Consider the following 12,527-nt stretch of genomic DNA (forward strand, 5'->3'; position numbering starts at 1 on the left):
CACGAGAGGGACGGTCGTGGACCTGAGCGGTAGGGGTGTCAGTGCTGTCATCGTCACCGGCGGCGGCACGGGCATCGGGCGTGCCACGTCGCTCGCGTTCGCGGCGCGTGGGGCCGACGTCGCGGTGAACTACCGCGTGAGCCGTGACGACGCCGAGGACACGGCGCGGGAGTGCCGTGCGCACGGCGTGCGCGCGGTCGCGATCGCGGCGGACGTCGGCACGGACGACGACTGTCGCCGGCTGGTCGCGGAGGCGGCGGAGCAGTTCGACAGGGAGGTCGACGTCCTGGTCAACAACGCGGCGGCCACGAGGTTCGTGCCGCACACCCGGCTCGACGACCTGTCGGCCCAGGACTTCGCCGACATCTACCGCACCAACGTGATCGGCGCGTACCAGATGATCCGGGCGGTGGCGCCCGGCATGCGGGTCGCCGGTCGCGGTGCCGTGGTGAACGTCGCGTCGATCGCCGGTCTCTTCGGCGGCGGCTCCTCGGTCGCGTACGGGGCGTCGAAGGCAGGGCTCATCAACCTCACCCGGTCCCTGGCCCGAGCGCTCGGGCCGGTGATCAGGGTCAACGTGGTCTGCCCCGGGTTCGTGAGCACCCGCTGGTACACCGATCGGCTGTCGGCGCAAGACTACGAGGCGGCTGTCCAGCAGGTCGAGGACACGACCCCGCTGCAGCTGGCCGCCGTGCCGGAGGACATCGCCGGCGGTATCGCCTTCCTCTGCTCGCCGGAGGCCGCGGTCATCACCGGCGAGAGCCTCATCATGGACGCCGGCGCGCATCTGGAGTTGGCGATGTCGCGCCGCGTGGTCGGTAAGGAGTAGCCCCGCGCCAGGCGATCGTGGGACGCGCCTAGAACCCGCCTTCGACCAGCGTGACACCTGGCCATTCACCCGTCGCGGCCCGCCGCCGCACCGCCTTGGCCAGGACGGATTCGAACGCGCTCATCGCCGCGGTGACCGGGCGCGAGCGGAGCCTGCTCATCGTCCACGTGATCGAGTGATCTGCGATCGGCACGGTCTCCATGTCGTAGCGACGCGACCCCACGGCACAGCCGGCCATGGCCACGTAGCCGAGCCCGAGGTCGGCCAGCTCGAGCATCAACGACGAGCTGGTCTTGATCAGCACGTTCTGCGAGCGCCCGGAACGGGCGATGCGCTGGTCCGTCCGTCGTGCAGCGACGGTGGCGTTGTGCTGGCGGATCGCCGGCCGCTCCGCCAGTTCGGCGTAGGTGATGACACCGAGCTCGGCCAGGCCCGACCCCTTCGGCCCGAAGAGGTAGAGGCGGTCGTGGACGACGGGACGGGACTCGACCTCCGCATCGTCCTCGATCGTCGAGAGCACGGCGAGGTCGATGTACTGCGACTTCAGCATGCTCTCGAGGGTCTCGCTGGAGTCGGCGATCACCGTCAACTGGATGCTGGGGTAGGAATCGCTGAACTCCTTGACCGCGGGCGCGGTGATGGTCTCCGACCAGGAGTAGGGGAGCCCGACGGAGAGCTCGCCCTGTGGTTCGGTCTGGCGTGCCTGCAGTTCGTCGGACAACGTGTCGAGGTCGGCCAGGATCGCCTTGGCCCGGACCTCCAGCAGCCGGCCCGGCTCGGTCAAGCGCACGCCGCGGCCGTGCCGCATCAGCAGCGTCACCCCGAGCTCGTGCTCGAGGTGCGCCACGTGGCGACTGAGCGCCGGCTGGGTGATGTGCAGCTCCGCGGCCGCCTGGGTGATGCTGCCGCGCTCGGCGATCGCGAGGAAGTACCGCAGACTGGGAATGTTCAACCGCTCTCCTTCGAGGAGTCCCACGCCTGGCCCGCGACGTCATCGTGCGGCAGCGGACGAGGAGCGAAACTTCGCGATACTACGGCGGAGCGCGCACGGGGTCGTCAAGTGCGGACCGGCTCCAGTGGGGTGCGCGTCGCGTTCGTGAGCCGGTTCATGGTCATGTAGTAGCCGATCGCGAGGATCGCTTCGACGATCTGCTGCGCGGTGAAGTGCTGGCGGGCGCGCTCGAAGACCGCGTCGTCGACGTCGCCTCCGCGGACCACCTGCACGCCGAACGCGAGGATGGCGCGCTCCGCGTCGTCGAAGACGGTCGCCGCCGTGTCCAGGGCGTCGAGTGCGGCCAGGGCGGCGGACGTGGCACCGAGTCCCTCGGCGATCGAGCGGTGCTGCGCCCACACGTACCGGCCGCCGTCCATCCGGGCGGCGAGCAGGATCAGCAGTTCGCGCTGCAGTGCGGGTAGCGACTGCTCGGTCATGACGGCCCGTCCGATCGCCAGCTGCGGCAGCACGCAGGTCGGGGCGTGCGCCATCATCGCGATGATGTTCAGCCGCGCGGAGGCGCGCAGGGCGACGCCCACCGGCCCCTCCACGGAGTCGATGTCGACCAGCGGCAGCCGGCCGTCGGTGGTGGGCCGAATGGTCACGTCCCTGTCCTTCGGATGATCGAGGGGCGCACCCGGGGTGCGCGTCCGAGCACGCTGGGAAAGGTCGAAACACGCGCTCCCGGACTTTAGATGAACCTGCGCATGGCGACCAATACCTGCTGCTTATCGCAGCCATGTCGGCATCGGCATTTGCCCGGCCGAACCCCCCGTGGTTGACTTCCCGGACGATGAATCGCCGCGCCGATCATGGCGTACCGGGATTTCGGGTGATTGCTCAGCAGGTCGTCGAGGACCGAGGGAGTTCCTTCATGAGCGGCAATGACGAGGTAGCCGAAAATAGGCGGCGAAATCGCAGAGTGGTGCTGGGAACCGGCGTCGGAACGACGATCGAGTGGTTCGACTTCTTCATCTACGCCCAGGCGGCGGCGCTGGTCTTCGGGCCGGTGTTCTTCCGGGCGCTGGGCGATCGGGCGGGCCTCCTGGTCTCACTCGCCACGATCGGGATCAGCTTCCTGTTCCGCCCGTTGGGTGCCGTGATCGCGGGACACTTCGGCGACCGGATCGGCCGACGCCAGGTGCTCGTGGCGAGCCTGTTCCTGATGGGTGGCGCGACGACGCTCATCGGGCTGCTCCCGTCGCCCCAGACGATCGGCGTCGCAGCGCCGGTCCTGCTCCTCGTCCTGCGAGTCCTGCAAGGGTTGTCCGCAGGCGCGGAGTGGGGTGGCGCCGCACTCATGGCGGTCGAGCAGGCGCCCGCCGACCGGCGCGCCCGCTTCGGTTCGGCTCCGCAGCAGGGAGCACCGATCGGGCTCATCCTCGCCACCGGAGCGTTCGCCCTGATGACGGGCATCACCACGGACGAGGCGTTCCTCTCGTGGGGCTGGCGGATCCCGTTCCTGTTCAGCGCCGCGCTGGTGTTCGTCGGGTACTTCATCCGCCGCCGGGTCGAGGAGTCGCCAACCTTCGTCGCGATGGCCGAGCAGGGTGAGGTCCGCAGGGCGCCGGTGGGGGAGCTGTTCCGCACCCGCCCGATGCTCGTGGTGGTGGCAGCACTGGCCTTCGCGGGCAACAGTGCCGGCTCGTACATCGTCGCCGGCGGATTCCTGCAGAGCTACGTGACCTCTCCGGGGCATCCCGGGCAGCTCACCAAGACCTCGGTGCTGCTCATGGTCACCTTGTCCGGCCTCGTGTGGCTCGTCGTGCTGCACTGCACGGCGATCCTCTCGGACCGGATCGGCCGCCGCACCACGTTCGTGATCGGGTGGATCGCGCTCATGGCCGCGACGTTCCCGCTGCTGCTGGCCATGGACAGCGGGAACATCGTCGTGCTGGGCGGGGCGGTCACGCTCTACATGGCGGCGGTGATGTTCACGTCAGGGCCGCTCGCGGCTTACCTGGCGGAGCTGTTCCCGGCGACCATCCGGTACTCGGGCATCGCGCTGACCTACGCGCTCGGCTCCATCCTCGGCGGCGCGTTCGCCCCGATGATCGCCACCGCGCTCTACGACGCCACCGGGTCGCTCTACTCCGTCGGCGGGTACATCGTCGGCATCGCCGCGGTGAGCCTGTGCTGCACGTTGCTGCTGCGGGACCGGTCCGGCGTCGACATGAGCCCAACGTCAACGGCGTACGACGGCTCCCCGTACCACCTGTTCGGGAGCGGCGCGACCCGCTCGGCACCGAATCCGTCGATCGCGGCCCAGTGACGGAGCGACCTCCCAGGCTCTTCCGCCGTGAGACGAGAGGCATCACCGACGAGCCCGTGGTCGTGCGACTGGAGCGTGGTCGGATCCTGTCGTTCGCGCGGCTGCTGGGCGAGACGGACCCGCTGTTCACCGACGTGCAAGCAGCGCGCGCCGCAGGACACCCGGACGTCGCGGCGCCGCCCTCGTTCCCCGCGGTCGTCGAGTCGCTGGCGATCGCGGAACGACGTCGGCAGGGCACACCCGACATCCTGGAGACCATCGGTGCCGACTTCCGCTACCTGCTGCACGGCGAGCAGCGCTTCGCCTACGCCGGGCTGATGTACGCCGGGGAGGACGTGGAGGCCCAGACGCAGGTCGTGGACTTCTACGACAAGCGCGGTGGCCTGCTGGAGTTCGTCGTGCTCGAGTCGACCGTGCGACACCGCGACCGCGGACCGATCGTCCGCTCCACCCGCACGCTGGTGCACCGGCTGAGATGACGACGATGCCGCAGCTCGAGATCGGCAGCACGCTGCCGGACGTGGTCTTCGGTCCGATCTCCCGTACCGTCCTCGCGCTGTACGCGGGCGCCTCGGGCGATCACGACCCGGTCCACATCGACATCGACTTCGCCCGCGACGCCGGCCACCCCGACGTGTTCGCGCACGGGATGCTCTCGTTCGGCGTGCTTTCCCGGCTGGTCACGCAGTGGTGCGGCCCGCAGCGGTTGCGCTCCCTCGGAGTTCGGTTCCTCGCGATCACCCACGTCCACGACGTGATCACCTGCACCGGGACGGTGTCGGAGCTTTTCGAGGAGGGCGGCGCTGACTACGCCAAGATCCAGCTCGCCGTCACAACGCATGACGGCCGCCGGACACTGACCGGCGAGGCCGTGGTGGCGCTCGGCCGTCCGGGGTATCCGCTGTCAGGTGGGGGGCAGGTGCGGGGAGCATCAGCGAGCAGGCCCGTGCGCAGAACGGATCGCGGCGGGCGTCAACGGTCTCCAACTCTCCCGCCCTGACCTGCTTAAGGCATGTTCCCGCAGGTCAGGGCGGTGCACCGTTCTTGATCCACACCGAAGAGGTCACGCAACACCGAGATCTGACCTGGGGTGAGTCCAGATCCTGCGCCACGCCCTGCTCCCCGCTTCGCAGCCACCGTTCTTGCATTCCGCGTTTGCCGAGCATCGTGCAGGGATCTGGCGTTGGGCAGCGCGGCGACGCAGTCACGATTCGGGCACCGTCATCAGTGCGGCTGCCTGCGAGGGCGTGAACAACACCGGTCCGGCGACATCGGGGGTGGGCGCTCGATCGGTAGCGGCCGCGCTGGCCGCATCGGCAGTCGTGACCGTCTCCACCCTCGCCGAGCACTGCCGCGACTCCGACACGACGCCGCGCCGGTGCCGCCACGGGCTCGGCCTGCAGCGCGATCCTCGACAGGCGTGTTGTCGAGCTGACGACGTCCGTGCCACTGCCAGGCAACGCACTGCAACTGCCGTGCAACGCCACGTCGCTCCGGGAAACGTGAATTCGTTCCGGACGTCACCACGACGACATGTGAGCGCTCGACGCTTTCCGCATGAAGACGCGGAGCCCCGCCCGGGTGCACGACGCGCACCGGCACCTCGGGGTGCTGCCGGCGCACCCGTTCTACGGCGGTCCGCCGGTCAACCCGGACACCACAGCTCGGGCCACCATCGACGAGCTCCTCGCCGACCTCGACCGCGAGGGCACCGAACGGGCGCTGGTTCTGCCGAACTACGGCGTGCCGGACCCGAGCACGTCGTTCGCGCTGAACGACCTCGTCATCGAGGCCGCGCAGCGCGACGACCGCATCCTCGCCGGGCTGTGGACATCACCGCGCCCGCAGGACGCTGCAGCCACCGAGAAGGCGCTCGCCCTCGCGGGCGAGCGCGGGGTCGCCGCGTTGAAGCTGTCGTTCCTGCTCGGCGGCCGGGCGGGCGACGAGGCGTGCCGCCCGCAGCTGGATGCGATCTTTGCGACGGCGGCCGCACACGGGCTCGTGGTGCACGTGCACACCAGCCCCGGCGCGGCGAGCGACGTCGATGAGATCGGCCTGCTCGTCGAGCGGTACGCCGACGACGTGCCCCTGCACCTCGTGCACCTGGGTGGCGGGATGAGCGGCCACATCAAGCTCATCGGCCACCGGTTCTTCGACTGGATCGCCGCCGGCAAGCGCGTCTACACCGACACGAGCTGGGCGATCGGGTTCGCGCCCCGCTGGCTGGCCGGCGAGATCGAGCGCCGCGGCATCGGCGCCGACCGCGTGCTCTTCGCCTCCGACCAGCCGTGGGGCGACTTCGCCGGCGAGCACGCGCGGCTGCGGGCCGCCGCCGGTGACGGCGAGCTGGCCGAGCTCGTCTTCTCCCGCAACTTCGAGGCCCTGCACGGACAGACCACCACCGAGAAGGAGTCCTGATGACCCAGACCGCGCCCGCCACCACCGGAACCCCGCTGATCTCCGACGAGGAGCTGAAGGCCAACCAGCAGGCGAGCCTCGCCGAGATCCCGCACCCGTCGCTGCCCGCCGGCACGAACCTGTACGGCTCCACCAAGATCTTCCCGGACTACCAGGCCGGCGAGGGCGAGTGCTACTTCACGCTCGTCCACGGCATCGCCCACGAGTCGTCGGTGAGCTTCGTGGCGATCCTGCAGGCGCTGCGCGCCCTGCGGAAGGGCTTCGAGTCGGTGCTGTACTTCTACGGTCCGGCCGCGATGAACGCGATGGCCACCCGCGGCTTCCCGACCACCGGCGAGTCGGCGTTCCCGGGTGAGCACAACATCAACACCCAGATCGAGCGGTTCATCGCCGAGGGCGGCACCGTCTACGTCTGCCGCTTCGGGCTCTCCCTGCACGGCCTGCGCGAGGAGGACCTGATCGCCGGGTGCATCCCGTGCCACCCGCTCGACGTCCAGGACGCGCTGATCCACTACGCGCGCAAGGGCGCCATCATCAACTCCACCTACAACCTCTGAACCGGCCGTGACGGGCACACCCATCCGGCCGTCCACGCGCGTGGACGTCGCGATCCTCGGCGTCAGGGTCGACGCCCCCGTCTCGCGCCGGGCAGGCGCTGGCCCGAGCGACGACGGCCACGTCGTGCTGGCGGGCCGGGCTGCGGCGCTGCCGATCAACCCGACCAGCCCGTACGCGATCCGCGGTGGCCGGCTCGTGCTCGACGGCGCCGACCTCGGCCTGGAGGCCGAGCCGGTGCGGCGGCCGCGGTTCTACGACCTGACCACGGCCGACGGGGTGCCCTACGAGAAGCTCGCGCGCCTGCACGGCCGGGACGTCCTCGCCACCACCGTCGTGCAGACCTGCATCCGCTACGCCGAGGACCAGCGGTGCCGGTTCTGCGCGATCGAGGCATCGCTGCGGGCGGGCGCCACGACCGCGGTGAAGAGCCCGGCGCAGCTCGCCGAGGTGGCCGAGGCGGCGGTCCGGCTGGACGGCGTGCGTCAGATGGTGATGACCACCGGCACGACGAACGGCCGCGATCGCGGCGCCCGGCACCTCGCCCGCTGCGTCCGGGCGGTGCGCGACGCCGTGCCCGGGCTGCCGATCCAGGTGCAGTGCGAGCCGCCCGCGCCGGAGGACCTCGGCGCGATCCGGGAGCTGCGCGACGCCGGGGCCACCGCCATCGGCATCCACGTCGAGTCCCTCGACGACGCCGTCCGGCAGCGGTGGATGCCGGGCAAGGCCACGGTCCCGCTCGCTCACTACGAGGCCGCGTGGGACGAGGCCGTGCGCGTGTTCGGGGCGAACAGGGTGTCGACCTACCTGCTCGTCGGTCTCGGCGAGGACCCCGACGACCTCGTCCACGGCGCGCTCCGGCTCGCCGACCGGGGCGTCTACCCGTTCGTGGTGCCCTACCGGCCGCTCGCGGGGACCCTCGCCACGTCAGACGGCGTCGGGCCGCCCGACCCGCTCGTGCTGGAGGGGATCACCCGGCGGGTGGCGGCCGGCCTGCGGGCCCGCGGCATGTTCGGCGCCGACCAGGGCGCCGGCTGCGCGGCCTGTGGCGCGTGCAGCGCGTTGCAGGCGGCGGGCGCATGAACGGCGACCTGCTGGTGCGCAACGTCCTGCTCGTCGACCACCGCAGCACGCCGGCCGCGCCGGCGTGGCGCATCGAGGAGGCCGACGATCCCGGGCGGCGCGCGCACGCCGCGCTGCGGCAGCAGGCGTTCGTCGTGGAGCAGGGGCTCTTCGCCACTACCGACCGCGACGGGGCCGACGACGACCCGCGGACCCGGGTGCTGGTCGCCCGGGCCGCGGACGGGGCGGTGCTGGGCGGCGTCCGGCTCGGACCGGCCGCGCCGGGCGAGCCCGACGTCGGCTGGTGGATCGGCTCCCGGCTCGTCGCGGCCCCTGGCGCGCCGCACGGGGTGGGGCCGGCGCTGGTGCGGGCGGCGTGCGCCACGGCCGAGTCCGCCGGTGCGCTGCGGTTCGACGCCACCGTCCAGGACCGCTACGAGCGGATGTTCACCCGCCTCGGGTGGCGCCGCACCGGGTCGGCCGTCGTCGGCGGGCGTCCGCACGTGGCGATGACGTGGCCGGTCGGGCGGCTCGCGGCGCTGGCGCGCGCCACCAAGGGTCCGCTGGGCGGGCTGCTCACCGGCATGCATCTCGGCGGCGCGGGGTTCGTCGGCGACGACGGCGCCCCGGTGCCGGGCACGGACCTCGTCGCGGCCTGCGACGCGATCCTGCCGTCGATGGTCGAGCGCGACCCCGAGTGGGCCGGCTGGTGCGGCGTGCTCGTCAACGTGAACGACCTGTCCGCGATGGGCGCCGCCCCGCTCGGCCTGCTCGACGCGGTGGCGGGCCGGGACGCCTCGTTCATGGCGCGGGTGCTGGCCGGGCTCCGCGCGGCGAGCACGGCGTGGGGCGTGCCGGTGCTCGGTGGGCACACCCAGCTCGGCGTGCCCGCGGCCCTGTCCGTCACCGCGCTGGGCCGCGCCGACCGCCCGGTGCCGGCCGGCGGCGGGCGGCCGGGCCACGCCGTGCGCCTCACCGCCGACCTCGGCGGCGGCTGGCGGCGTGGTCACACCGGCCGGCAGTGGGACTCGACGACCGGGCGCTCGACCGAGGAGCTGCGGCTGATCGGATCCGCAGTGGCGCGCACCGCGCCGGCGGCGGCCAAGGACGTGAGCATGGCCGGCCTCGTCGGCACGCTCGGGATGCTCGCCGAGGCCAGCGGCTGCGGCGCCGTGCTCGACGTCGCCGCCGTGCCCCGTCCCGAGGGGGCGACCGCGGGGGACTGGCTGACCTGCTTCCCGGGCTCGGCCTTCCTCACCGCCGACGCCCCCGACCGCGCCGTCGCCCCCGCCGGCCCGGCCACCACCGCCACCTGCGGCGAGCTCGTAGCCGGCAGCGGCGTGGCGCTGCGGTGGCCGGACGGATCGCTGACCCCCGCCCTGCCCGGACCGGTCACCGGGCTCGGCCCCGCCACTGGAGACACCACATGACCACCACCCTCGCGGCCGTCGCCGCGCCGTTCGGGCGTGACCTCGACGCCTGCTTCGCCCGGATCGACCGGTTGCTCGCCGATGCCCGTACGCGGGACGTGCGCCTGCTCGCCCTGCCCGAGGCCGCGCTCGGCGGCTACCTCACCGACCTGGGCGAGCACGGCGTCGAGCGGGAGCTCCCCCGCCACGCCCAACCACCCGCCCTCGACCTCGACGGACCCGAGATCGCCCGGCTCGCGCGCATGGCGGGCGACGTGGTCGTCACGGCAGGCTTCTGCGAATCGGACGGCACCTCGCGCTACAACACGGTCGTCGCGGTGACCGGCGACGGGGTGCTCGGCGTGCACCGCAAGGTGCACCAGCCGCTCGGGGAGTCCAACAGCTACGCGGCAGGGGATTCCTTCCGCGCGTTCGACTCGCCGGTGGGCCGCCTGGGCATGCTGATCTGCTACGACAAGGCCTTCCCCGAGGCCGCTCGCACCCTCGCCATGGACGGGGCCGAGATCATCGTCTGCGTCTCGGCGTGGCCCGCGGCGCGCACGGCCGCGAGCCCCGACCTCGCCGAGGACCGCTGGACCCACCGCTTCGACCTGTTCGACCGCGCCCGCGCGCTGGAGAACCAGGTGGTGTGGGTGGCGTCCAACCAGTCGGGCACGTTCGGGTCGCTGCGGTTCGTCTGCAGCGCGAAGGTCGTCGGCCCAGGAGGCGAGGTGCTGGCCACCACCGGCGTCGAGCCCGGCATGGCCGTCGCCGACGTCGATGTCCCCGCGGTGCTCGCCGGCGCCCGCCGCTCCATGGCGCACCTGCGCGACCGCCGCCCCGAGACGTACGGAGCGACCTACGGAGTGCCGACCAGTGTCTGACACGTCATGGGGCACGCGCCGGGTCCCGTTCCCCACCCACGTCCCGGTTGCCGTCGTCGGCGGCGGGCAGGCCGGCCTCTCGATGTCGTGGTGCCTGCGGCGGCACGGGATCGCCCACGTCGTGCTGGAGCGCGAGACGATCGCGCACGAGTGGTCCGACGCCCGCTGGGACAGCTTCTGCCTGGTCACCCCGAACTGGCAGTGCCGCTTGCCGGGGCGGCCGTACCAGGGCGACGACCCGGACGGCTTCATGGTCCGCGACGAGATCGTCGACTACGTCCGCGGCTACGCGGCCTCGTTCGACCCGCCCGTCCTCGAGCACACCCCCGTGGAGCGGTTGGCGCCCGGCCCCGGCGGCGGGTTCGTCCTCACGACCCCGGCCGGGAGACTCACGGCCGACCAGGTGGTGCTCGCCACCGGCGGCTACCACCGTCCCGTCGTGCCCGACTGCGCCCACCGGCTGCCCGAGCGGATCGCGCATCTGCACAGCTCGGCCTACCGCAACCCGCGACAGCTCCCCGCCGGGGACGTGCTCGTGGTCGGCAGCGGGCAGTCGGGTGCGCAGATCGCCGAGGACCTGCACCTCGCCGGTCGCACCGTGCACCTCGCCGTCGGCCGGGCGCCGCGCATCGCCCGCTTCTACCGAGGGCGCGACATGGTGGCGTGGCTGCACGACATGGGCCACTACGACGTGCCGGTCGAGCAGCACCGCAACGGCGAGGCGGCCCGCCTGGGCACCAACCACTACGTCACCGGTCGCGACGGCGGACGCGACATCGACCTGCGGGCATTCGCCCGTGACGGCATGCACCTGTACGGCAGGCTCGCCGACGTCCGCGGCGGCGTGCTGACGTTCGCCGACGATCTCGCCGCCAACCTCGACACGGCGGACCGCGTCAGCGAGAACGCGAAGGACCTGGTGGACGCGCACATCGCCGCAGCGGGCATCGACGCGCCCACCGAACGGCGGTACGAGCCGGTGTGGAAGCCCTACCCCGACCACCCGACGACCCTCGACAGTGACCGGATCGGCGCGGTCGTCTGGTGCACGGGCTTCCGCAGCGACTGGAGCTGGGTGCACGTGCCGGCCTTCGACGGGCGCGGCTACCCCACCCACTCCCGGGGCGTCACCAGCGTGCCCGGCCTGTCGGTGCTGGGTCTGCCCTGGCTGCACACCTGGGGGTCGGGCCGGTTCTCCGGCATCGCCCGCGACGCCGAGCACCTCGCGCAGCACATCTCCACCGAGCTGCACTGGGCGTTGGCCGCGGTGGGATGACCGTCCGATGAAGGTCGCAGCGGTGGCGGCGCACTTCGGCCGCGACGTCGACCAGTGCCTCACCAAGATCGAGATGATCATCGGGGCGGCGGCGTCCCAGGACGTCGACCTGCTCGTGTTCCCGGACGCGACGATCGGCGGTTACCTCGGCACCTTCGCCGGGACCGACGAGACCGGCCTGCCGCCGGTGCTCACCGAGGACTCCCCGGAGCTCAAGCGGGTCGCGGCCGCGGCCGGGGCCATGGTCGTGTGCCTCGGCTACCGGGAGTTCGCGCCCGACCTGCCGTACAACGCGTCCGTGTGCGTCACCGGCGACGGCGTGCTGGGCCGGCACCGCAAGGTGCATCAGCCGGTCGGCGAGGCGAGCGTGTACCGGGCGGGCGAGAAGTTCGCCGCCTTCGACACCCCCGTCGGACGGTTGGGGATGCTGATCGACTACGACAAGACCTTCCCCGAGGCCGCCCGCGCGCTGGCCGCCGACGGCGCACTGCTGATCGCCTGCCTCTCGGCGTGGCCGGCGAGCCTCACCAACCGTGCGCCGCGCCTCGTGCAGGACCGCCAGACCCGGCTGTTCGACCTGTACGACTGCGCCCGCGCCGCGGAGAACCAGGTGGTGTGGGTCTCGGCGAACCAGACCGGGACGATGGGCCGGCTGCGCTTCCTCGGCCAGTCGAAGGTCGTCGGGCCGGGCGGGGAGGTGCTCGCCCGCACGTGGGCGAAGGCCGGGCTCGCGCTCACGGATCTGGACGTGGCCGGCGAGGTCGCGCGTGCCCGGAGCGTCCTGTCACATCTCGCCGAGCGGCGCCCGGAGACGTACGCGTGAGGCCC

At 72.3% G+C, this 12,527-nt stretch carries 13 protein-coding genes; 11 read left to right on the forward strand and 2 right to left on the reverse strand.

Translation table 11 applies throughout. The features are described from left to right. Nucleotides 1–16: 16 nt before the first annotated feature. The gene (locus tag ACQEVB_RS39790; RefSeq protein WP_432984791.1) at nucleotides 17–829 is read left to right on the forward strand and encodes an SDR family NAD(P)-dependent oxidoreductase; all 813 of its coding nucleotides are present in this window, start codon (nucleotides 17–19) and stop codon (nucleotides 827–829) included. 28 nt (nucleotides 830–857) lie between these two features. Here ACQEVB_RS39790 and ACQEVB_RS39795 read toward each other — a convergent pair whose 3' ends face one another. Together ACQEVB_RS39795 and ACQEVB_RS39800 are read right to left on the reverse strand one after the other, a co-directional pair. Further along, nucleotides 858–1,781 (reverse strand): LysR family transcriptional regulator, encoded by a 924-nt coding sequence (locus ACQEVB_RS39795; RefSeq protein WP_432984794.1) that lies wholly within the window; start codon nucleotides 1,779–1,781, stop codon nucleotides 858–860. A gap of 104 nt (nucleotides 1,782–1,885) precedes the next feature. Continuing rightward, nucleotides 1,886–2,428 carry a carboxymuconolactone decarboxylase family protein gene (locus ACQEVB_RS39800; RefSeq protein ID WP_432984797.1) on the reverse strand — a complete coding sequence of 181 codons (543 nt, stop codon included), beginning with the start codon at nucleotides 2,426–2,428 and terminating at the stop codon, nucleotides 1,886–1,888. Between the two features lie 317 nt (nucleotides 2,429–2,745). Between ACQEVB_RS39800 and ACQEVB_RS39805 the strand changes: the two genes are divergently transcribed. From ACQEVB_RS39805 to ACQEVB_RS39850, 10 genes are all read left to right on the forward strand, one after another. Then, nucleotides 2,746–4,095 carry an MFS transporter gene (locus ACQEVB_RS39805; RefSeq protein WP_432984800.1) on the forward strand — a complete coding sequence of 450 codons (1,350 nt, stop codon included), beginning with the start codon at nucleotides 2,746–2,748 and terminating at the stop codon, nucleotides 4,093–4,095. Between the two features lie 56 nt (nucleotides 4,096–4,151). Next, nucleotides 4,152–4,574, forward strand: coding sequence for an FAS1-like dehydratase domain-containing protein (locus tag ACQEVB_RS39810; protein ID WP_432984803.1), 423 nt, complete (start codon nucleotides 4,152–4,154; stop codon nucleotides 4,572–4,574). Nucleotides 4,575–4,579: 5 nt separating this feature from the next. Further along, nucleotides 4,580–5,095 carry a MaoC/PaaZ C-terminal domain-containing protein gene (locus tag ACQEVB_RS39815; RefSeq protein WP_432984806.1) on the forward strand — a complete coding sequence of 172 codons (516 nt, stop codon included), beginning with the start codon at nucleotides 4,580–4,582 and terminating at the stop codon, nucleotides 5,093–5,095. A 557-nt stretch (nucleotides 5,096–5,652) separates the two neighbouring features. After that, nucleotides 5,653–6,513: an amidohydrolase family protein gene (locus ACQEVB_RS39820; RefSeq protein WP_432984809.1), complete on the forward strand. Its 861-nt coding sequence runs from the start codon at nucleotides 5,653–5,655 to the stop codon at nucleotides 6,511–6,513. Further along, nucleotides 6,513–7,070 carry an MSMEG_0572/Sll0783 family nitrogen starvation response protein gene (locus ACQEVB_RS39825; RefSeq protein ID WP_432984812.1) on the forward strand — a complete coding sequence of 186 codons (558 nt, stop codon included), beginning with the start codon at nucleotides 6,513–6,515 and terminating at the stop codon, nucleotides 7,068–7,070. Before ACQEVB_RS39820 ends, ACQEVB_RS39825 begins: the two co-directional genes overlap by 1 nt. Nucleotides 7,071–7,077: 7 nt before the next feature. Beyond that, complete coding sequence (locus ACQEVB_RS39830; RefSeq protein ID WP_432984815.1) at nucleotides 7,078–8,151, forward strand: MSMEG_0568 family radical SAM protein; 1,074 nt, start codon at nucleotides 7,078–7,080, stop codon at nucleotides 8,149–8,151. Then, nucleotides 8,121–9,560, forward strand: a complete 1,440-nt coding sequence (locus tag ACQEVB_RS39835) for an MSMEG_0567/sll0787 family protein (RefSeq protein WP_432984818.1) — start codon at nucleotides 8,121–8,123, stop codon at nucleotides 9,558–9,560. The genes ACQEVB_RS39830 and ACQEVB_RS39835 overlap by 31 nt, the downstream gene beginning before the upstream one ends. Continuing rightward, nucleotides 9,557–10,423, forward strand: a complete 867-nt coding sequence (locus tag ACQEVB_RS39840) for a carbon-nitrogen hydrolase family protein (protein WP_432984821.1) — start codon at nucleotides 9,557–9,559, stop codon at nucleotides 10,421–10,423. The genes ACQEVB_RS39835 and ACQEVB_RS39840 overlap by 4 nt, the downstream gene beginning before the upstream one ends. Next, the gene (locus tag ACQEVB_RS39845) at nucleotides 10,416–11,699 is read left to right on the forward strand and encodes an MSMEG_0569 family flavin-dependent oxidoreductase (protein WP_432984824.1); all 1,284 of its coding nucleotides are present in this window, start codon (nucleotides 10,416–10,418) and stop codon (nucleotides 11,697–11,699) included. The genes ACQEVB_RS39840 and ACQEVB_RS39845 overlap by 8 nt, the downstream gene beginning before the upstream one ends. A gap of 7 nt (nucleotides 11,700–11,706) precedes the next feature. Continuing rightward, a complete protein-coding gene (locus ACQEVB_RS39850) occupies nucleotides 11,707–12,522 on the forward strand; it encodes a carbon-nitrogen hydrolase family protein (RefSeq protein WP_432984826.1) in 816 nt (271 codons plus the stop codon). Nucleotides 12,523–12,527 lie beyond the last annotated feature (5 nt).

The sequence above is a fragment of the Pseudonocardia sp. CA-107938 genome, assembly GCF_050936315.1.
Taxonomy (GTDB): domain Bacteria; phylum Actinomycetota; class Actinomycetes; order Mycobacteriales; family Pseudonocardiaceae; genus Pseudonocardia.